At 31.9% G+C, this 23,316-nt stretch carries 16 protein-coding genes; all 16 read left to right on the plus strand.

Annotation, left to right across the window (positions count from 1 at the left end; all coding sequences use genetic code 11):
- The first annotated feature begins 43 nt into the window (after positions 1-43).
- Positions 44-1,594: a tetratricopeptide repeat protein gene (locus tag FUA26_RS00225; protein ID WP_147130306.1), complete on the plus strand. Its 1,551-nt coding sequence runs from the start codon at positions 44-46 to the stop codon at positions 1,592-1,594.
- Between the two features lie 124 nt (positions 1,595-1,718).
- On the plus strand, positions 1,719-4,013 hold the full coding sequence (locus tag FUA26_RS00230; protein ID WP_147130308.1) for an FdhF/YdeP family oxidoreductase: 2,295 nt from the start codon (positions 1,719-1,721) through the stop codon (positions 4,011-4,013).
- 164 nt (positions 4,014-4,177) lie between these two features.
- Entirely contained in the window at positions 4,178-6,694 is a 2,517-nt protein-coding gene (gene nirB, locus FUA26_RS00235; protein WP_147130310.1) for a nitrite reductase large subunit NirB, read from the plus strand.
- Between the two features lie 23 nt (positions 6,695-6,717).
- Entirely contained in the window at positions 6,718-7,095 is a 378-nt protein-coding gene (gene nirD, locus FUA26_RS00240; protein WP_147130312.1) for a nitrite reductase small subunit NirD, read from the plus strand.
- Positions 7,096-7,336: 241 nt separating this feature from the next.
- Positions 7,337-7,924 (plus strand): DUF4202 domain-containing protein, encoded by a 588-nt coding sequence (locus FUA26_RS00245; RefSeq protein ID WP_147130314.1) that lies wholly within the window; start codon positions 7,337-7,339, stop codon positions 7,922-7,924.
- An 11-nt stretch (positions 7,925-7,935) separates the two neighbouring features.
- A complete protein-coding gene (locus FUA26_RS00250; protein ID WP_147130316.1) occupies positions 7,936-9,756 on the plus strand; it encodes a sensor histidine kinase in 1,821 nt (606 codons plus the stop codon).
- Position 9,757: 1 nt separating this feature from the next.
- On the plus strand, positions 9,758-10,141 hold the full coding sequence (locus tag FUA26_RS00255) for a RidA family protein (RefSeq protein WP_147130317.1): 384 nt from the start codon (positions 9,758-9,760) through the stop codon (positions 10,139-10,141).
- A gap of 138 nt (positions 10,142-10,279) precedes the next feature.
- Entirely contained in the window at positions 10,280-10,945 is a 666-nt protein-coding gene (locus FUA26_RS00260; protein ID WP_186826827.1) for a response regulator transcription factor, read from the plus strand.
- Between the two features lie 166 nt (positions 10,946-11,111).
- Positions 11,112-12,548, plus strand: coding sequence for a NarK family nitrate/nitrite MFS transporter (locus FUA26_RS00265; protein ID WP_147130321.1), 1,437 nt, complete (start codon positions 11,112-11,114; stop codon positions 12,546-12,548).
- Positions 12,549-12,794: 246 nt separating this feature from the next.
- Positions 12,795-16,316, plus strand: a complete 3,522-nt coding sequence (locus tag FUA26_RS00270; RefSeq protein ID WP_147130322.1) for a nitrate reductase — start codon at positions 12,795-12,797, stop codon at positions 16,314-16,316.
- Complete coding sequence (locus tag FUA26_RS00275; protein ID WP_147130324.1) at positions 16,313-17,749, plus strand: rubredoxin; 1,437 nt, start codon at positions 16,313-16,315, stop codon at positions 17,747-17,749. Before FUA26_RS00270 ends, FUA26_RS00275 begins: the two co-directional genes overlap by 4 nt.
- A gap of 322 nt (positions 17,750-18,071) precedes the next feature.
- Positions 18,072-18,482 (plus strand): response regulator, encoded by a 411-nt coding sequence (locus FUA26_RS00280; protein WP_147130326.1) that lies wholly within the window; start codon positions 18,072-18,074, stop codon positions 18,480-18,482.
- A 1-nt stretch (position 18,483) separates the two neighbouring features.
- Positions 18,484-19,023, plus strand: a complete 540-nt coding sequence (locus tag FUA26_RS00285; RefSeq protein ID WP_147130328.1) for a heme NO-binding domain-containing protein — start codon at positions 18,484-18,486, stop codon at positions 19,021-19,023.
- A complete protein-coding gene (locus tag FUA26_RS00290; RefSeq protein WP_147130330.1) occupies positions 19,024-21,117 on the plus strand; it encodes a PAS domain S-box protein in 2,094 nt (697 codons plus the stop codon).
- A 4-nt stretch (positions 21,118-21,121) separates the two neighbouring features.
- The gene (locus FUA26_RS00295) at positions 21,122-22,255 is read left to right on the plus strand and encodes an FIST signal transduction protein (RefSeq protein WP_147130332.1); all 1,134 of its coding nucleotides are present in this window, start codon (positions 21,122-21,124) and stop codon (positions 22,253-22,255) included.
- Positions 22,255-23,313, plus strand: coding sequence for a sensor histidine kinase (locus tag FUA26_RS00300; RefSeq protein WP_147130334.1), 1,059 nt, complete (start codon positions 22,255-22,257; stop codon positions 23,311-23,313). Before FUA26_RS00295 ends, FUA26_RS00300 begins: the two co-directional genes overlap by 1 nt.
- The last annotated feature ends 3 nt before the right edge of the window (positions 23,314-23,316 follow it).

Here is a 23,316-nt window from a genome sequence, read left to right on the forward strand (position 1 = left end):
TTTAATACATTTATTTTTTGGTTGAAATATGACGCTTTAAAACATGAAAAAAAACGTATTCATTTATTTGTTTTTTATTTTTAATACTGCTTTTGTAATTGGTTTTAATGGTAATTTTAAAGGCAGAAATTACAATATTGAAATACAACAAGAAATTTTAAGTAATGATACTTTAATTAAAATACAAAACCATTTAAAATTAGCAGATCAATATAAAAACAATGGCCAGTATGCCTTTGCATATGAGCATTTATGGGATGCTTTGCTGTTAGCAAAACAAACAGATGATTTTAAAGAATTAACAACTATTAATGATGAATTGGGAGTTTTGTACGGAATTTATGGTAGAAATAACATGGCTATTTACCATAAAAAGCAGGCATTATTTTATGCAAAAAAATATAGTGTTTTTAATAAGAAAGCATTAAATAACTTAACCAAAGCATATTATAACTTAGCAGTACAACACAGAAAAGCTAAGCAGTATGATAGTAGTTTAGTGTACTTAGATTCAAGTTTATTTGTTTATAAAACAACTTTACAATATAGAAAAGAGAATCCCTTTTTTTTAGCTGAAAAAGGTAATGTATTATTACACCAAAATAATATTGATGAAGCAGAAAATTATTTGTTAAAAGCAAAAACTATTTTTGAAAATTATAAAGTAGAAAAAAATTACAGTATTGTATTATATGCGTTTTTGGGTGATTTATATTTTAAGAAGAACGATTATAGTAACGCTTTAAATTTTTACAACTTGAGCTTACAGAAGATTGAAAACTTAAAAGCCCATACCGATTTGAAACCTGATGTGTTAAAAAAAGCTTCTGAAGTATTAAAAAAACAAGGATATTTAAATGATGCTTATGAGTATTTAAATGCATCAGCAAAAATATCAGATAGCCTTTTTAGTGTAAGAAATAAAAGTAATAATCAGCTATTTGAGCTTAGAAATAAATATCAAGAAACTATTGATAAAAAGCAAGCTCATATAACAAAGCAACAGCGTATTATTGAGAAGAAAAGTTTACTACAATCTCGTTTATTAGCAGTAATTGCATTGGCTTTATTAAGTACAGCCATTGTTATAATTGGTTTTTACCACAATAATAAAGTAAAAAAGCTAGCCTATGAAAGGCAAAAACAAGCTATACAAAACAAGCATGAAAAAGAAAAACTTAACATAAATTTAGAGAACAAACAAAAAGAACTTACTGTTTCTGCGCTACAACTAATTGAAAAGGATAAAAAAGTAAATCATTTACTAGACATTATCAAACAAAAAGCTCCTGATATTTATAAAAAAACGAAAGAGGACGTTATAAAAGAAAATACTAATATGTGGGAGCGTTTTAATGTGCGCTTTACTGAGGTAAACACCAATTTTTATAAAACATTAAGAGAAAAACACCCAAATTTAACACCCACAGAACAAAAGCATTGTGCACTTATAAAACTTAAGTTTGATAGCAAAGAAATGGCAACTCTTTTAAATATATCAATAAATAGTGTACATATTTCTAGACATAGAATTAGAAAAAAAATAGGTTTAAATAGAGACGATAATTTAACCGATTATATTGCAGATATTTAAAAAATACTGTTTTTGGTAACTTGCAATAACAATTTAGTTTATATATTAGTTATAATAGTTTAGTTTTTCAATTTTAAGTACCAGTAATTTAGCCAACTTAAACATATATCTATCAAAAAAAGGTATGAGCAAAACACCAAAAGATAGAGCAGCTACTTCAGAGAAGTTTATAAATTTAAAAGTAACCAATCCGCCAAAAAACAGTGTGGGTTTTGGTGCTTTAAAGTCTGCAGTAACACAGGTTTCAAAATACATGAAACCATCTGATGCTCTTAAAATATCAACAAAAATTAATCAAAAAGGCGGGTTTGACTGCCCAGGTTGTGCATGGCCAGATCCAGATGATGAGCGTTCTGCTTTGGGCGAATATTGTGAAAACGGTATGAAAGCCATGGCTGAAGAAGCTCAAAAAAACACCATTGGAGCTAGTTTTTTTGCAAAACATTCTGTTGATGAATTATCTGAATGGTCAGATTTTGAAATAGGAAAATCAGGAAGGTTAGCAGAACCTATGTATTTGCCTAAAGGAGCTACACACTACCAACCAATTTCTTGGAAAGACGCTTTCAATAAAGTTGCTACACATTTAAATGCCCTAAATACCCCTGATGAAGCAGTATTTTATACTTCAGGAAGAACTACCAATGAAGCCGCTTTTTTGTATCAACTATTTGTTAGAGAATATGGTACCGCTAATTTGCCTGATTGTTCAAACATGTGTCATGAAGCCAGTGGTAAGGCGCTTTCTGAAACATTAGGCATAGGTAAAGGATCTGTTACTTTAAACGATTTGTATAAAGCTGAAGTAGTAATGGTTGTAGGGCAAAACCCAGGTACAAACCACCCAAGAATGCTTACAGCGCTTGAAAAATGTAAAAATAATGGCGGAAAAATAATAACTATTAACCCATTAAAAGAGGTTGGTTTAATGAAGTTTACCAACCCGCAGAGTCCATTAAAAATGTTGTCAGGTGGTACAGCGTTAACTGATGTTTTTGTGCCAGTAACCATAAACGGCGATGTTGCTTTTTTTAAAGCAATTCTTCTAAAATTATTAGAAAAAGAAGAAACTACTGGAAATGTATTTGATAAAGCATTTATTAATGAATATACCAGTGGTTATGATGCTTTTATTAAAGATTTAAAACAATATAGTTTTGATGATTGTTTAAAGGCCTCGGGTGTATCAAAAGCAACATTTAATGCTGTTTTTGATATAATTTTAAATAATAATAAAATAATTATTTGTTGGGCAATGGGCTTAACACAACACGAAAATGCCGTAGATAATATTCGTGAGTTGGTTAATTTATTATTGTTAAAAGGAAGTATAGGAAAAGAAGGCGCAGGAACATGTCCGGTACGTGGGCATTCAAACGTTCAGGGCGATAGAACTGTTGGCATTTGGGAGGCTGCTCCACAAGCCTTTTTAGATAAAATTGAAGCTAAATACGGCTTTAAACCAACAACAAAACACGGTTATTCTGTTATTGATGCTATTGAAGGCATGTACAAAAAAGAAGCTAAAGTGTTTTTTGGATTGGGTGGCAATTTTATTTCGGCAGTGCCAGATACCAATTATTCAGCACAAGCGCTAGCAAATTGTAATTTAACGGTACATGTAAGCACAAAACTTAATCGTTCTCATTTAGTTACTGGCAAAGAAGCATTAATTTTACCATGTTTAGGAAGGGCTGAAAAAGACTATCAAAAGTCAGGCATACAAACCCAAAGTGTTGAAAACTCAATGGGTGTTGTTTCTTCAACAAAAGGTATTTTAGAACCCTGTTCAGATAAAATTATTAGTGAAGTGGCTGTAGTTTGTGGTATTGCTAACGCTACATTAAAAAACCGTTCTAAAATAGATTGGTTAGCTTATAAAGATGATTATGCTTTGGTTAGAAATGATATTGAAGAGGTGGTTGATGGTTTTAAAGATTATAATACAAAACTTAAACAACCCTCAGGTTTTTATTTACCCAATGGTGCTCGTGTAAGGCAGTTTAAAACTAAAACCGGTAAAGCTAATTTTAGTATAAATAAATTACCAGAATGGAAATTAAAGCAAGATGAATTGGTAATGATGACAATACGTAGTCACGATCAATTCAATACAACCATTTATGGCTTAAACGATAGGTATAGAGGTGTTTTTAATGAGCGTCGTATCATATTTATGAATAAAGATGATATGAAATCTCGCGGACTTGAAGAACAGCAAGTAGTACAATTACAATCAACATTTAATGGCGTTGTACGTAAAGCAAATAATTTTAAAGTTGTAGGGTATGATATTCCTAAGTATTGTTGTGCTACCTATTTTCCTGAGGCCAATGTGCTTGTGCCTCTAGATAATTTTGCACATACAGCAAAAACTCCGGCCTCTAAAAGCATAGTAATTACTGTACATGCCAACTAAAATGTAATTTCAGTAAAAAATATTATAGCATTTTTGCTTTATAAATAATTTGAAAGCCTTCAATTTATCAAATTGGTAATAATTGAAGGCTTTCGCAATTTTCATACTCAATTTTGAACTAAAATTAAGTATAATTACTTAGTTTTGTTTTAAAATACTTAGATATGAAAAAAATCATTGTAGTTGGTAACGGTATGGTTGGTTATAAATTTTGTGAAAAATTTGTAGCTCAAGAAAATGCTGAAAATTTTAAAATCATCATTTTTGGTGAAGAACCAAGACCTGCTTATGATAGAGTTCACTTAAGCGAATTTTTTGAAAATCAAAACGCTAAGGCCTTAGAAATGGCACCAGCAACATGGTATGCAGATAATGGTATTGAATTAATAACCGGTGAACGTGTTGCCGATATTAATAGAACCGAAAAAACAATAACTACTGCAAAAGACCGCGAGTTTGCTTATGATTATCTAGTGATGGCAACGGGGTCTTCTCCTTTTGTACCTCCAATTAAAGGTGTTGAAAAAGAAGGTGTTTTTGTATACAGAACAATAGAAGATTTAGAAGGTATGTTAGCTTATGCGGCTAAACTTAAAGCAGAAAAACCAAATGCTAAAGCAGCTGTTTTAGGTGGTGGTTTACTAGGTTTAGAGGCTGGTAAAGCTGTGTTAGATATGGGTTTAGAGCCGCACATTGTTGAGTTTGCACCTAAACTTATGCCAAGACAATTAGACACCCGAAGCTCACAAGTTTTAAAGTTGAAATTAGAATCTATTGGTTTAAATATTCATTTAAGTAAAGCTACAAATCAAATTTTAGGTGATAAGTTTATTACAGGAATGGAGTTTGGTGAAGATGATATTTTAAATGTTGATATGCTTATAATTTCAGCAGGTATTCGCCCAAGAGACGAGTTAGCAAAAGCCTGCGGCTTAGATGTGGGTGTACGCGGTGGTATTGTTGTAGATGATACTATGAAAACTTCAGATGATAACATTTATGCCATTGGAGAAATTGCACTTTATAATCAAATGATATATGGTTTAGTTGCTCCTGGTTATGATATGGCAGAGGTTGCTGTACAACAAGTTCTTGGTAATTCTGAAGTAAAAATGGCAGAAGAAATAGACATGTCTACCAAATTAAAATTAATAGGAGTTGATGTTGCTAGTTTTGGAGAACCATTTATGCCGGCTTCAAAGGGGCACTCAATAATTTTTGAAAATAAAACAGAGTATTTATATAAAAGAATTAATGTTAGTTTAGATGGAAAATCGTTGTTAGGTGGTATTTTGGTTGGTGATGCTTCAGATTATAACATGCTGCACCAAATGTACCTAAATGATATGAAAATTCCTGAAAATGCAGCACAACTTATTTTACCAGCAAGTGATGGTGCTTCGGCTTTTGGTGATGTAACAGATTTACCTGATGAAGCCCAAGTATGTTCGTGTGAAAGTGTAACAAAAGGTCAGATATGTGCTGCAATAGAAAATGGAGAAGCAACCGATGTTGCAGGCGTTGTTAGCTGTACAAAAGCAGGTACGGGTTGCGGTGGTTGTAAACCTATGGTAACAGATTTAACAAATGCAACACTTAAATCTTTAGGAATTACAGTTAAAGAAGGTGTTTGTGAACATTTTGATTTAAGCAGGCAAGACTTATACCAAATTATTAAAGTTAAAGGTTACACAACGTTTAATGAGGTTTTAGATAATCACGGAAATGGGGGTCATGGTTGTGAACTATGTAAACCACTAGTAGCCTCATTAATGGCAACTATAAACGCTGATACTGCCAATAAAGAATATGCTATTCAAGATTCTAATGATAGATTTTTAGCAAACATTCAACGTAACGGAACATACTCTGTAGTGCCGCGTGTTCCTGGTGGAGAAATTACACCAGATAAACTTATTGCACTCGGTGAAATTGCCAAAAAATACGATTTATATACCAAAATAACAGGCGGTGTTCGCATAGATTTATTCGGTGCTACACTCAACCAGTTACCATTAATTTGGAAAGAGTTAATCTCTCATGGCTTTGAAAGCGGTCATGCCTACGGTAAATCACTTAGAACCGTAAAAACATGCGTTGGTTCAACATGGTGCCGTTATGGTATGGATGAAAGTGTAAGCTTTGGTATAGAGCTTGAAAATCGTTATCGCGGAATAAGAGCTCCACATAAAATTAAAGGTGGTGTTTCAGGTTGTATAAGAGAGTGTGCTGAAGCTCGCGGAAAAGATTTTGGTTTAATTGCTGTTGAAGGTGGCTGGAATTTATACGTTGGCGGAAATGGTGGCGCAACACCACGTCATGCCGAATTATTAGCAGAGCAAATTGATAACGAAACGGTAATTAAGTACTTAGATAGATACTTAATGTTTTACATGCGTACAGCAAAACCATTACAACGTACTGCTGCATGGCAAGAACGATTAGAAGGCGGTTTAAATTATGTAAAAGAAGTTGTCATTGAAGATAAACTTGGTATTGCTGAAGATTTAGAAAAAGAAATGCAAACCCTTGTTAATAAGTTTGAATGCGAATGGACGCAAGCGGTTAATAACCCCGAAATGATGAAGCGTTTCAACCATTTTGTTAATAGTAAAGATGATGATGATAATTTAGTGTTTGTGCCAATGCGCGAACAAAAAATGCCAGAACCTTGGAAATAATTAACCTTCTAAAAAATGAAAACATGGAAACAATTCTAGATACATACAAAGCAACAAAAATAGAAGCGGTAAACGTTTGGTTTAAAGCAGCATCGGTAAACGATTTTCCGGCAGATGGTGGTGCGTGTGTTAAATATAAAAATAAGCAAATAGCAGTATTTAATTTTACCAGATTAGGCAAATGGTATGCATGCCAAAACGTGTGTCCGCATAAAATGGAAATGGTATTATCGCGCGGTATGATTGGTGATGATAAAGGCATACCAAAAGTAGCTTGTCCATTACATAAAAAAACATTCTCACTAGAAAGTGGTGAAAATTTAAATGGTGATTTAGGAGCTATTGCAACCTATCCTGTAAAAGTTGAGGGTAATGATGTTTACATTGGTTTTTCAGAGTAATTAATAGGTTTCATTACCAATAAAAAGTAACAATTAATAAGGGCATGTTTATTAAAAGAGAATATATTTTAGTTAATTATTCAGTAATATCAAAAGATTCATAAATTAATTGTATAAAATTTATAAACTTTAATGGTTGTAGTCATAAATTTTCAAAAGAATTTAAAATTACATGGAAGCTTTTAAAATTGAAATGTTAAATGTGTATCTTGGCTATTTACTTTAAATATTTCTTAATAATATGAAGCCAACCAGATTTGAAACTGCCATAGCATTAATTGATAAAAAAAATTCTGAAGATGTAAACACTTACCAAGTTGGTGGTATGAATTACCCTAAAGAATTACTGTATTCTCAGCGCATGACACGCAAATTATTACAGTTTGAACCCAATGCATCAAAAGCATTGCAAATTGCAGCGCGTGCACAACATATTTGCAGGTGGCAAATTGCCCGTGATGAATACCCCATGGATAGGGTTGGTTATTTAAAATGGCGTGAAACTTTAAAGAAAATGCATGCTGAAATTACATCAGAAATACTTACTAAAGTTGGGTATGATGCGCAGTATATTGAAAGAGTTTCACAATTAATAACCAAGAAGTTAATTAAAAAAAATGAAGAATCTCAAACACTTGAAGATACAGTATGTTTGGTGTTTTTAGATTATTATTTTGATGAATTTGCAGCAAAGCATGACGATGAAAAGGTTATTGATATTCTTCAAAAAACATGGAAAAAAATGTCTGAAAAAGGGCATGAGGCAGCTTTAAAACTTAGCTTTTCTAATAAAAACTTACAACTTGTTAAAAAAGCAATTCAAGGTTAATATTTTAGCGTATGGCTAATAACCAAAATTCTTTAGATCAAAGAACTTTTGAGCGTTTAAGGCGTTTGTATATCATTGCGCTCAGTACCATTGCATTGTCTGTAATTGTTAGTCAAATTTTAATTAAAAAGCACCTAAAAGATCAGGAAAGCGACTCCAGAATTATAAACGTAGCCGGTAGGCAACGTATGCTCAGTCAAAAACTTACCAAAGAAATTTTAGCGCTTTCCACAGAAAAAAACAGTTTAAAACAACAAGCAATTACAGATAGTTTAAGGCAAACACTTCAGCTGTGGGAAACCTCACACAATGCATTGCAAAATGGCAATGATAGTTTGGGTTTACCTGGTAATAATAGTAAGGTTATTATGGGAATGTTTAATAACTTAAACCCTACTTTTAAAACTATAAAAGAGGCTTCAGAAAATATTATTCATCAAGTACAAGCTTCTACCTTAAGTACATCGGCATTTTTCACAACCCAAATACAAAAAGTTACACAAAGTGAAGGGGCTTTTTTAGTGCAAATGGATAGTATTGTAAACCAATACGATAAAGAAGCCAAAGCCAAAGTTGCATGGTTACGCAAATTAGAAACCTTTTTAATGGGGTTTACGTTAGTGCTTTTATTAGCTGAGTTTTTATTTATTTTTTGGCCCACAGCAAAAACAGTTAAAAAAAGTATTTCTGAGCTTATTTTGGCCGAAGAAAAAGCTAAAGAAATGGCTTATAACGCTGATGTTTTAAGTGAAGCCAAAGAAAAATCAATAAAAGAACTACGCGCCTTAAGTCATGCAATGGATGAAACTTTACTTTTTGCCAGAATTACACCAAGTGGCCGTGTATTGCACATGGGTAAAAAGTTTTCAAAATTATTTAAGTTGAATAAATTTAATTCAGCCGATAGTTTTGCTAAAGTGCTTTCGGGTATTGAAACAGAACAAGAAACCATTGAAAACTTAATAGATAAACACAAAAAAATTGGTTGGCAAGGCGAAGTAAAAGCAACAACAAAAGATGCAATAAATGTTTGGTTAGAGTTATCTATGATACCGTTTAATCCAACCAATGAGCGTTCAGAATTACTCATTATAGCTTCAGATATTACAAAACGAAAAGAAGGTCAACTTGAAATTGAGCGCCTTACAAAGGCTAGTTTTGAAGAAAAAATGAACCAGCAAAAAATTGTATCAAGTAAAATTATTGAAAATCAAGAAAAAGAGCAAAACAGAATTGCTAAAGATGTGCATGACGGCATTGGACAAATGCTTACAGGTTTAAAATATAATTTAGAAAGTATTGATAGTACTGATGTTGAAAAAACATCGGTTAAAGTTGAGCATTTAAAAGAGCTTACTGCCAATATAATTAAAGGTGTGCGTACAGCTACGTTTAACTTAACACCACCTGAATTGGCAGATCATGGCATTGTGCCAGCCTTGGCAAAACTTACCCAAGAATTAGCAAGATTAACCGGTAAAGAAATTTTACTTTTTAATAAAACCGATTTTAATGAAAGACTAGATTCATTAACCGAAATTAATATTTACCGTATTACCCAAGAGGCTATTAATAACGCTATTAAGTATGCCAATTCATCGCATATAATTGTATCATTAGCTAGTAGTAAAAACATGTTAAGTATTGTGGTTGATGATAACGGCAAAGGCTTTGAACCTTCAAAAGTTAAAAACATAAAAAAAGGCGATGGTGGCATGGGGTTAACCTTCATGAAAGAGCGCATAAAATATATAAACGGACGCTTATTTATTAATTCTGAACCAGGAAGTGGTACTCGCGTTACTTTAAATATTCCTTTACAAACTGTTTAAAATGAAAAGAAAATTAATAAGTTCGGGCGCTTCATTTGAAGATGAAATAGGGTATTCTAGAGCCGTTGTACAAGATAATTGGGTGTTTGTATCAGGCACAACAGGTTATAATTATGAAACTATGACTATTAGTGATAATATTATGGAGCAAACCGAGCAATGCTTACTAAATATTAAACACGCTTTAGAAAAAGCTGATGCTACTTTAGCTGATATTGTACGGGTAAATTATATTGTACCTAATGCCAATGAATTTAAACTATGTTGGCCAATACTTAAAAAATACTTAGGAACCATAAAACCAGCGGCTACAATGATATCTGCAGGTTTAGCCAACAAAGACATGAAAATTGAAATTGAGGTAACAGCTTTAAAAAGTAAGTAGTATCATAAAATTTAATATCATAAAGATTGAAATTTCAGTTAAATAAAGCATATCAAAATTATAAATGTGAAATATAAAATTAAGTACATACGTATAAGTACTTAAAATTTGTATTTTTGCCATACAGAGTATTAGATTATGAATGGAATTAAGGTTGTATTAGCAGATGATCATGCGTTGGTAAGAGACGGTATTAAAGCACTTTTAGAAGATCAAGCAGGTATTGATGTAATAGCTGAAGCTTCTGATGGAAAAGAGGCTTTACAAGTTATTAAAACCAATAAACCCGATGTACTTATTGTTGATATTAGAATGCCTGAAATGAATGGTATTGAAGTTGTAAAAAATATAACAGCTAACTATAATGATATAAAAACATTAGTGCTTTCAATGCACGATTCTGAAGAGTACGTAGTACAATCTATTCAGTCTGGTGCCGATGGTTATTTGTTAAAAGGAGCCAGTAAGGAGGAGTTTTTAAAAGCATTAAATAAAATAGCTTCTGGCGGAAAATATTTTACAGGTGATGTTTCAGCAATAATAATGAATAATTTTGTTAATGGCGCATCTGCTGCTTCATTAAAACAAAATGCAGAGGTTAAGCAATTACCATTTAAATTAACAAAACGCGAAAAGCAGATTCTAGGTTTGGTTTTAGAGCTAAAAAATAATAAAGATATAGCTGAAGAACTTAATATAAGTAAACGAACTGCCGAGGTACACAGGTTTAACTTAATGAAGAAATTAGAAGTTTCAAATTTGAAAGAACTTACCGAAAAAGCTAAAGCATATCAGTTGGTATAAAATGCTTAATTATTAAAATCATAAGGTTTTTGCTACTACTATCTTAATGAATTAGTAAAATTTAGTTTTGTAAATTACTAATCTCATAAATATTATTAATTACGTATGTTTTAAGTGTTAAAATTAAGTAAAAATACTTAGTTTTGTATTGTAAAATTACGTAGTCATGATTAATATTCAAGCTCAAAAGGCAACAAAACTATCGCTTTTCAATCTAAAAAACGTTTCAATACGTACATTCTGGATTACCGCCATATCATTCTTCATGTGTTTTTTCTCATGGTTTGGTATTGTGCCATTTATGCCAGATGTTGTAAAGGATCTTGGTTTAACGCCAGATCAAAAATGGAATTCAATAATATTAGCTGTTTCAGGTACTGTATTTGCCCGTTTACTAATAGGTAAATTATGCGATAAATACGGCCCAAGAATGTGTTATACATTTTTATTAATGTTAGGTGCCATACCAGTTATTTTATGCGGGTTGGTGCAAACACCAACTCAGTTTTTAGTATGCCGTTTATTTATTGGTTTCATTGGGGCATCATTTGTAATTACACAAGTACACACATCATTAATGTTTGCACCAAACATTGTTGGTACTGCTAATGCCACATCGGCAGGTTGGGGTAATCTTGGTGGTGGTGCTAACCGTTTAGGTATGCCAATAATTGCTGCCGCTGTAGTTGGTTTTGGTGTTGCTGAAGCTGAAGCTTGGAGGTATTCTATGGTAATAGCCGGAACTATTTGTTTTGTAATGGGCTTAGTGTATTACTTTTTTACGCAAGATACGCCACAAGGTAATTTAAAGGAATTAAGGGCGCAAGGTGTTGAAATCCATAAGAAAAAAGATGAGGTGCCGTTTATAAAAGTTCTGAAAGATTATAGAATTTGGATATTGTTTTTAGTTTACGCCGCTAGTTTTGGTATAGAACTTACGGTTTATGGTACCATGGATGATTATTTACAAAACACATTTCAACTTAAAAGGGTAACTGCCGGTAATATTGTATTGTCATTTGCTTTAATGAATATTTTTGCAAGAACACTTGGAGGCTTTTTTGGTGATAAATTTGGCAAGCTAAAAGGATTAAGAGGTAGAGTGTTGTTCTTATCGTTTATCCTTTGTGTTCAGGGTGTTATGCTTATTACGTTTTCAACAACTACAAGTATTATTTTTGGTTTTGTATTTCTAATTCTTTTTAGTTTGAGTGTGCAAATGGCAGAAGGCGCTACATTTTCTGTAGTACCATTTATTAATAAAAAAGCTATTGGTGCTGTATCAGGTATTGTTGGAGCAGGAGGAAACGTGGGCGCTTTTTTAGCGGCTTTGTTTTTAAAATCTAAATCTGCCATAGCCGAAAAAACAGCAATTTCATTAAACAACGGATTAAGTGATGAGGTTGTAAAAGCAGCTCAATCAGCGGCATCATCAGGTGCAGTTTCACAAGGTTATTTTGTAATTGGTTTTATAGTTTTAATTACGGGCTTTGTGGCTTTAGCAATTAAATTTTCAAAAGAAGAAGATACTATTAATGATGCTTCACAAAATACAAACAAAAATTTAGCTGAAAGTTTACAACCAGTACAAATAAAAAGTTAAAAATATCCTGAGTTTTTAGTATTAGTTCAGGTTTCTTTGAGAGTGTTATTCCCGCAAAATACAATATAGCTTGTAAAGCGGGAATAACAAAAAGAAAATACGTAAGTATTAAATACGTATTTCTGAAGCAAATTTTTTAGTTACAATATAAGTTTAAAGGGCGTTTTTAAAACTATTCACAATAATTTATTAAGCGCTTTATAAGTTGAAAATATTAGTTTAATTTTAGATAAAACACTGCTGTTTATGGTTAATAATGAGGTGAAAACAACGTGCTCTTACTGTGGTGTAGGCTGTGGTATTATTGTAAAAAAAGATAACAATAATAAAGTAATTGTTGAAGGTGATAAAAACCACCCAGTAAACAAAGGAATGTTGTGCTCTAAAGGCAGAAATTTACATTATGTTGTTAATGATACTTCTGATAGAATTTTATACCCAGAAATGCGTTGGAGTAAATCGCACCCTTTAGAGCGTGTAAGTTGGGATACAGCCCTAAATAGAGCCGCAAGTGTATTTAAATCTATAATAAAAAAACATGGGCCTGATAGTGTAGGTTTTTATGTGTCTGGGCAAAGTTTAACTGAAGAATATTATATAGCCAATAAACTTACAAAAGGATTTTTAGGCACCAATAACATTGATACCAACTCAAGGCTCTGTATGAGTTCTGCTGTAGTTGGTTACAAAAAGGCATTTGGTGAAGATAGTGTGCCAATTAGTTATGCTGATATTGAATTGGCCGATTGTTTTTTAATAACAGGAGCAAACCCAGCATGGTGTCATCCTATTTTATTTCGTCGTTTAGAAAAGCACAAAGAAGAAAACCCAAACGTAAAAATAATTGTAGTTGACCCAAGAAAAACTGATACCGCAAGTTTTGCCGATTTGCATTTGCAAATATTACCAGGTACAGATGTAGTTTTATACAACGCTATAGGCCGTAGGTTATATGACCAAGGTTTAATAGATGAAGATTTTATAAAAAATAACACCGAAGGTTTTGCAGCATATAAAGCACAAATATTAGCCACAAGAATTAGTAAAGCTGCTAAAATTTGTGGTATTGAAGAAAAAGAAATAAAAAAAGCAGCCGATATTATAGGGCTATCAAAAGGGTTTATAAGTATGTGGGCTATGGGGCTTAACCAAAGTGTGGTTGGTGTAAATAAGAACATAGCCCTATTAAACCTGTCTTTAATTACAGGGCAAGTAGGCAAACCAGGTTCAGGTCCTTTTTCATTAACGGGGCAGCCCAATGCCATGGGAGGTAGAGAGGTTGGCGGTATGGCAAACCTTTTAGCTGTTCATAAAGATTTAATGAATGAAGAACACCGCAGAGAAGTAGCCCAGTTTTGGGGTGTTGAAAAAATTAACCCTAAACCCGGTTTAACAGCTACTGAAATGTTTGATGCTTTAGAATCTGGTAAACTTAAAGCTATTTGGATAGCTTGTACAAATCCTCTAGTAAGTTTACCAAACATTAATAAAGTAGAAAAGGTTATAAAAAATGCAAAGTTTGTTGTAGTTCAAGATATTTCACATAAATCTGACACTGTTAAGTTTGCAGATTTAGTGTTACCTGCAGCAGGTTGGTTAGAGAAAGAAGGCACTATGACGAACTCTGAGCGTAGAATTTCTTACTTACCCAAAGAAATTGATCCGCCAGGGGAAGCTAGACCCGATGTTGAAATTTTTTGCGACTTTGCACAACGCATGGGCTTTAGAGGTTTTAACTATGGTTCTGCCGAAGAAATTTATGATGAATATTGTGCCATGACCAAAGGCACTAATATTGATGTATCTTATTTAAATTATGATAGATTAAAAAACGAAGGCACGTTTCAATGGCCGGTAAATCAATACAGGCACGGTGGTACTCCAAGATTATTTCAAGATAAAGTGTTTTTTACACCATCAAAAAAAGCAATTTTTAACGTACCAACAACTTTAGAGAATACTTCTGAATTACCAAACCCAGAATATCCTTTAATACTAACCACAGGCCGTGTAAGAGACCAATGGCATACCATGACAAAAACAGGAAAAGTAGCACGTTTAAAAACGCATTACTCAAAACCTGTTTTAGAAATTAATCCTGTTGATGCTTATTTGAATAAAATAAAAGATGGTGATATTACTGAAATTACTAGCAGTAATGGTAAAGTTCGGGTTAGGGCTAAAGTAACCGATGCTATAAAAAAAGGTGTGGTATTTTTACCTATGCATTGGGGTAAGCAATTACAAAACGATTTAAATCGCGCTAATAACCTAACAAATACACACGTAGATCCGGTTTCAAAAGAACCTGATTTTAAATTTACACGTGTTAGTGTTTCAAAATATGAAAAGCCTAGAGAAAAAATTATTATTGCAGGAGCAGGAGCAGCGGCTTTTCGTTTTATTCAAAATTACAGAGAACGAAATGGGAAAGATGAAATTCATGTCTTTTCAAAAGAATCTAACTTGTTTTATAACAGGGTTTTGTTGCCTGAGTATGTTACTGAAGAGTTAACTTGGGAGCAGCTTTTAAAAATAAAAAAACAAGAGTTAGATAAACTTAACGTAGTACTTCACCCAGAAACATTAATTACTCAAATTGATAAATTACAAAAAAAAGTAATTGATAGTAACGGTATAACACATACATACAATAAACTAATTTTAGCAACCGGAAGTAGAGCTTTTATACCTAAAGATGTACAAATAGATTTGCCTGGGCGTTTTACCATGCGCAATAAAATTGATGCAGATAAATTTAAAGCGTATTTAGATGCTACAGGTTTGCCGCCTGAAGAACAGCATGTGGCTATAGTTGGTGGTGGTTTATTAGGTTTAGAGTTGGCAGCGGCCTTAAAACATAAAAATGTAAAAATAACCATTATACAAAGAGCATCACGTTTAATGGAGCGTCAATTAGATAAGGTTTCTAGTAAATTACTAGCCTTAGATGTACAAGAACGTGGTATTCAAATTTATTTTGATAATGAAGTTAGTACGGTGTTTGATGATGACGATACAGGTGAATTAAGTATAAGCTTAAAAAGTGGAAAAATATTTACAGCCAATGCCATTGTATATGCCATAGGTACAAGGCCAAATATTGAAATAGCTAAAGAAAATGGTATTAAATGTGGTAGAGGCGTTATTGTAAATCAGCACATGCAATCTTCAAATCCTAATATTTTTGCCATAGGTGAAATTGCTGAATTTAACAATCAGTTATTCGGAATAACATCTGCAGCCGAAGAACAAGCAACTATTTTAGCTAATTTTATTGGTGGCGATGTTAGTAGCACCTACAACGGTTCTGTTTTAATGAATATTTTAAAGTTTAATGATTTAAACTTGTGTAGTATAGGTGAAATTAGTGTGCCTGAAAATGATCCAACCTATGAAGAAGTGGTATTTACAGATATATCAAAACGTTACTACAAAAAATGTATAGTTAAAGATGATTTGTTGGTAGGCGCAGTTTTAATGGGTGATAAAAATGAATTTGCAGAGTTTAAAACACTTATTGAAAGTAAAATTGAAATGTCTGAAAAGCGTAATACATTGCTTAGAGGCGCTTCAAACAACAAACCCGTAATAGGTAAATTAATATGCTCTTGCAGTCAGGTTGGTGCAGGTAATGTAGAAGAAGCTATAGCTAAAGGGTGTACTGATTTTACAGAGCTTTGTAAACAAACCGGTGCTGGTTTAGGTTGTGGTAGTTGTAAAACAGAAGTTAGAGATATACTTCATAAATCTAAGGTGTTAAAATGAGTATACAATTAAACAGACTTATAGTTAAAGGTGGTGTATTATCTCCCGGAGAATTAAAATACATTTGTGAATGTGTTGAAGCCATTGGGTTAAAAACAATATCATTTGGTTCGCGTCAAGATATTTTGTTACCAAAAAAAGCAACACAAGAAAAACTTAGTGGTTTTGATAGGTTGAAAATTGTATCTGAAGAAGAAACAGGTATTTCTAACATTATGTCTTCATATGTATCGGCCGATATTTTTCCTAACACACCTTGGTTAACAAGTGATAAGTATTTATATATCTTAGAACTTTTTAGGGCAAAATTACACTTAAAGGTAAATATTACAGACCCCAAACAGCGGTTAGTGCCATTATTTACAGGGCATATAAACTTTATAGCCTCACAGCATGAAGATTATTGGTATTTGTATATAAGGTTGCCAGAATGGGAAAAGACTAAAATGTATCCGGCATTAATTTACAGTTGGGATATGGGTAAAATAGTTGCCGCAATTGAAAGTATTTTACAAGAAGAACCTGAAACTATTGAAACAATTTTTGAACTTGTTAGTGATGCTGTAGATTCTAACAATAGAACGGTAGATAAACCACTTGAAGTTCCTTTTCACCCATTTCCTTATTATGAAGGTATGAATAAAATTGGTATGGATAAATACTGGTTAGGGTTGTATTGGAGAAATAATAAGTATGATATTTCTTTTTTAAAAGAAATGTGCGAGTTATGTTTAGAAAATAAAATAGGTAAAATATCAATAACCCCATGGAAATCTTTTATAATTAAGGGTATACCAAGAACATCAAAACTAATTTGGGAAAAATTTTTGGGTAAACGAGGTATTAATGTACGCCATTCTATGTTAGAGCTTAATTGGCATATTCCTGCGGCAAATAAAGAGGCTTTAAATCTAAAAAAATATTTAGTATCAAACTTTGATCAAAATGATATAAGTACCTATGGTTTAACCTTCGGGATAACAAATTATGCTAAAACATCTCACTATTTTACATCAATAGTTATTGAAAAAAATAAACAACCAGCACCCATTGGAGATTTCAAAATAAGAGATACATACAACCTGTTATACGCTAAAAATTTTGATCCTAATACACGCACATATATTATGCATGTGCAAGATGTAGATAAAGTTGAATTACCAGGGCTTTTAATGGAATTAAGCCAATTATACTTTGAAGATTTAGGATCGGAAAAAGAAGCACAAGAAACCAAAAAAACGCCTAAGCAAATTACAGAAGAGGTGTACCAATGCACATCATGTTTAACGGTTTATAACCAAAAATATGGAGATATTACACAAAACATTGCACCTTTAACACCTTTTGAAAGTTTACCCCAAACATATTGTTGTTCACTTTGTGAAGCTCCAAAATCTAATTTTGAAAAGAAAGAGTTGGTCAAACAGCATTAATAAATTTATAACGTTTATTATACTAATTATAAAAACTAATAACGTTTTTACTCGCTTTTGTATTTGAAGAAAACGTACTAATTTGGCGTTAATTTACATGACTTAAATGAGCTTTGTAATTAACAGAGCATTAACCAAAATATCTTTATTAATACAAGTTTTTAAGGGTTTGCCTTTTAATTTTAAAGGTTTTTGTAAATATACCAATTACCGTTCGTCGACACTTATCTGCATTCTAACAAACCAATAATTCGCTTTAAAGAAACTGCACATCAATATTAAAACTAGTAATATATTTTTACGCTGATAAATAATATATGGCATGAAAAATTTAAATATTTTACTAGTTGAAGATGATATGATAGAGGTTATGAAATTTAACCGCGTGCTCTCGGCGCTTCAGCTTGATCATAAAATTATTGAAGCTAACAATGGGGAAGAGGCTTTAAAAATTTTAGAAGACAAATCAGATTTACCTGACATAATTTTGTTAGATTTGAATATGCCCAAAATAAATGGTATTGAGTTTTTAACCATTTTAAAGGAAGATGAACATTTAAAATATTTACCCGCTATAATTTTAACCACATCAAGCAATGACAAAGATTTGCTTGAATGTTTTAAACTGGGTATTGCAGGCTATGTTTTAAAACCTTTAAAATATGAAGATTACATGAATAGCATAGAAAAGCTTTTGGCGTATTGGAGTATTAATGAATTAAAAAAGAAGTAAAATGAAAGGTATTGTGTTTTCTGAGTTTCTAGAACTTGTAGAAGATAAATTTGGTTTAGAAATGGTAGATCAAATTATAAATCAGTCAAAACTAGAGTCCGGAGGTGTTTACACATCTGTAGGTACTTATGAGTTTTCTGAAATGCTACAGTTGTTAACTAATTTAAGCAAAAACACAGGCATTTCAACAGATGATTTGTTGCAAGTATATGCAGAGCATTTTTTCAAAGTTATAGAAAACAGCTATGGAGATTTATTAAATAATTATAAAAACCCCATGGAAATGCTAGCTTCTATAGAAAATCATATTCATGTAGAAGTAAGAAAAATATATCCTGATGCAGAGCTACCAACGTTTGAAGTTCTAGAAAAATCAAACAAAAAATTAGTAATGATTTATAAATCTAGCAGAGCAATGTATAGCTTTGGTTTAGGTTTAATGCGTAAAACATTTGAGTTTTTTGATACAACAGCTAGCATAGAAGTTGAAAAAATAAAAGAGGACGGTACCGAAGTTAAGTTTTTAATTAATAAGAACTAAATGACCCCAAATAGAGCCGAAATACTAGAACGTGCTTTAGCTAGAGAAAAAGCAGCAAGAAAAGCCGCTGAAAAAATATTAGAACAAAAAGCGGCTGAGCTTTACAGTGCTAATAAAAAGCTAGAAAAATCATATTTAGAATTAGAAGCACTTCTTGATAAAACTGATTCTCAGTTACAAGGTGTTTTTGAAAATATTGTTGATGCCTACGTTATAATGGATTTAATGGGGAACATTTTAAAAATGAATGATGCCGCAGTAAATTTATTAGGTTTTGATACCCAGAATGTAAATGCTAACCTTTTAGATTTTCCTATAGCCGAAGAGCAAGAAAAAGTATCACAATCATTTAAAACATTGCTTAAAGATGGTGCAGTTACTGATTTTATTATAAAAATAAACACAAAAAAAAATGTTATAAAATTAGTACACATTAATGCTAGTATAATTTATGATCAAGGCATTCCTGTAGCAGCACAAGGTATTGTTAGAGATGTTACTGAAGAACGTAGAACAGCAGAGTTAATTGAAGCTCAAAAAAAGGAGCTTGATGCAATTGTACAAAATTCATCATTAGGCATTGTACTTGCCCAAGATCAAAAAATTATTAGAACCAATGAGGCATTTCAAAGATTATTAGGTTTTTCAGAAGAAGAGTTACTAAAGAAAACTATTAATGAAATAGCTGATAATTCAGATGTAGAGCAAGTAAAACAATACATTGGGAAAATGGCCTCTGGAGATATTGATAATTTTGTGCTTCATAGACGTTATATAAGGAAAAACGGTTCTGTTTTTTGGGCAAAAACTAGTGTTGCTGCCGTAAGAAATAGTGATGGTAGTGTAAAATACAGGTTAGGTTTAGTAGAAGATGTAACTTCAGAAAGAGAGCGCTCTTTAATATTAGGCATGGTAAATGAAATTACCAACGCTATTCTAGGAAAAATTGATATTTATGAAATAGCCAACGTTATTACTTCTAGAATTGCCGAATATTTAAATACAGATTATTGTATTATTTATTTGGTTAACAAATACGGTGATTATATTGAGCCAATTGCAGGCTACGGCGTTGATGCTGATAGCAGAGAGAAAAATATTGAAAATGCTAAATTTCCTATAGAGCATGGTGTGGTTAAAACAGTAGTTCAAACAGGAAAACCAATTTTAACTAAAGATGCATCTTCAAACAGTAAATATGTGTTTTCGGGTAAACAGTTAAACTCTAAAATAACAGTGCCTATATCTAATGATGGTAAAGTTATTGGAGTAATTGATGCAAGACATGCCGCTAAAAATTATTTTTCTAATAAACAATTACAAACCATTGAACGTATTGCAAGTTTAGTAGCAATGCAGTTAAAAAGCGCTATTAATTTAAGGGAAAAGCAGCGTATAGAATCAAAAAATGAAGAGCTTCTAGAAAAACTAGCTAAAAGTAATAATGAGTTGCAAGAGTATGCGCACATTGTATCACATGATTTGAAGTCACCATTACGTAGTATTAATGCACTAGTTACTTGGTTAAAAGAAGATAACGTAGATAAGCTTGATAATGTAAGCTTACAAAATATAGCACTTATTGAAACTACATTGGAAAAGATGGATCAGTTAATTTCTGATGTTTTAGAGTATTCAAGTATAGGAAGTGATGATGATGAATTAACCGAAGTAAATCTAGACACACTAATTGCAGATTTAATTCAAATAATGTATAAACCAGAACATATTAAAGTTGAAATTTTAAATAAACTACCAACTATTAAAGGTGATAAAACTAAGCTTCAGCAAGTATTTCAAAACTTAATAAGTAATGCTATAAAGTTTATTGATAAACCAGAAGGTTATGTAAAAGTTTCAGTAGAAGATATAAGTACACATTACAAGTTTTCAATAAAAGATAATGGTATTGGTATAGATGAAAAATATCATTCAAAAATATTTAAAGTATTCCAATCTGTTAATAAACGTAAAGATTCATCGGGTATTGGTTTATCAATAGTTAAAAAAGTAGTGGAGCTACATGAAGGTAAAATTTGGTTAACAAGTAAGCTAAATGAAGGTACTACCTTCTTTTTCACATTAAAAAAGTAAAAAGATGAAAGTTGTTCAGCTAAAAAAACATAAAGATAAAGAATGGGAAGCTATTACGCCTTACCTAGAACTAAAGCAGCCTTTGGTAATGGTGTTTGGTAGTCGTTTTGAGCTTGAAAATCCACAAATTTATAAAGCAATTTCTAAAATGTTTCCAAGCGGGCATATTGTGTTTGCTTCAACTAGTGGTAATATAACAACAGCATCGGTTGAAGATGATTGCTTAACCATTACAGCTATTGAATTTGAAAAAAGCACCTTCAAAATACAAACAATTAACCTAAACGAAACCAAGTTAGATAGCTTTCAAGCAGGAGCAAGTTTAGTTAACAAATTGCCAAAAGAAGGTTTAAAAAATATTATTGTTTTATCTGATGGTAGTTTTGTAAACGGAAGTGAGTTAGCTAGAGGCATGAATTTTGCTGCAGATAACAATGTTTTAATTACCGGAGGTTTATGTGGTGATGATGCCAGGTTTGAAAGAACCTTAGTATCATACAATGAAAACCCAAAAGATGGTGAAATAGTAGGTATTGGTTTATATGGAGATACTATTGATGTATCATCATCAATAGAAGGTGGTTGGAAACCATTTGGTCCAGAACGCGTAGTAACAAAAGCCAAAGGCAATATATTGTATGAATTAGACAATAAACCAGCTTTAGATTTGTACAAAAAATACCTAGGCGAAAAGGCTAAAGATTTGCCCGGAGCCGCGCTTTATTATCCGTTAGGTGTAAAAATAGAAACCGATGAGCAATCGTTCGTTCGGTCTATTTTAAATATAAATGAAGAATATAATGCCATGATTTTTGCAGGCGATGTGCCAGTAAATTCTAAAGTACAACTCATGATGTCTAATGTGGATAATTTAATACATGCCTCAGAACAAGCTGCAAATAAAGCATTAGAGGGCAGAGTAAATAAACCACAATTAGCATTATTGGTAAGCTGTATTGGCAGAAAAATATTATTAGACCAAAGAGCTGTTGAAGAATTAGAAGAAGTAAAAGAAATAGTAGGAAACAACGTTTTTGTAACAGGGTTTCATTCATACGGAGAAATAGCACCGTTTAACAATGAAAACATGTGTCAATTACACAATCAAACCGTAGCATTAACATTAATAAGTGAATAATGAATTCATTATTAAAACATCAAGTTAAAAAATACTTAAGCAACAAAAATGTTTCAAATGAAGATTTGATGGCGTTTTTAGATGCTGTAAACAGATCGTATGATAACTTTGATGAACAAATTTTAATGCAACAAAGAGCCATGGAAATTAGCTCTGAAGAATTATTTGAAGCCAATAAAAATTTAAAAAAGGAAACCGAAATACAAAGTAATTTAATTGACAAACTTAATAAAGTTATTGAAACCTTAAACTTTACGGGGCCTTTAGAAACATCAAAAAACACCCAGCAATCAACCGCAAATTTAGATGGTATAAAACTAGCTGAATTTATAGAAAAACAAACGCAAGAAATTGTTGAGATGAACAAGCAGCGTGAAAAATTAATGGGAGAGCTTGAACGACAAAATGAAGAGTTAAGTAATTATGCGTATTTAGTATCTCATGATTTAAAATCACCTCTTCGTAGTATTGATGCCCTTACAACTTGGTTAAATGAAGAAACAAACGGTAGTGAAACCAATAATAAAGCTCAAAATTTACAATTAATTAGAGCCAATGTTGAGCGTATGGATAATTTAATTACGGGCATTTTAAACTATTCAACCGTTAATAAAACAGATTCTCAAATAGGAATTATAAACACCAATACCTTTGTTAAAGATATAGTTAATGATCTTTCAATACCAAGCCACATTACCATAAAAATTGTAGATAAATTGCCTGAAATTGAAGCTGATAAACCAAGAATTAGGCAGCTTTTTGAAAGTTTAATAGGCAACGCTATTAAATATATTGATAAAGAAAAAGGTTTTATAGAAATTGGTGTAAAAGAAGAAGGGTTACATTGGCAATTTTATGTAAAAGATAACGGTAAAGGTATTGAAAAAGCATATTTTGATAAAATTTTTAAACCTTTTCAAAAGCTAGAAAATAACACCAATGCTACAGGTATAGGTTTATCAATATCTAAAAAAATAGTGAATGCCTATGGCGGAAAAATATGGTTAAATTCTACTTTAGGTGAAGGCACTACGTTCTATTTCACGTTAAAAAAATAAACC

The organism is Seonamhaeicola algicola (assembly GCF_007997385.1).
In the GTDB taxonomy this organism is placed as follows: Bacteria; Bacteroidota; Bacteroidia; order Flavobacteriales; family Flavobacteriaceae; genus Seonamhaeicola; species Seonamhaeicola algicola.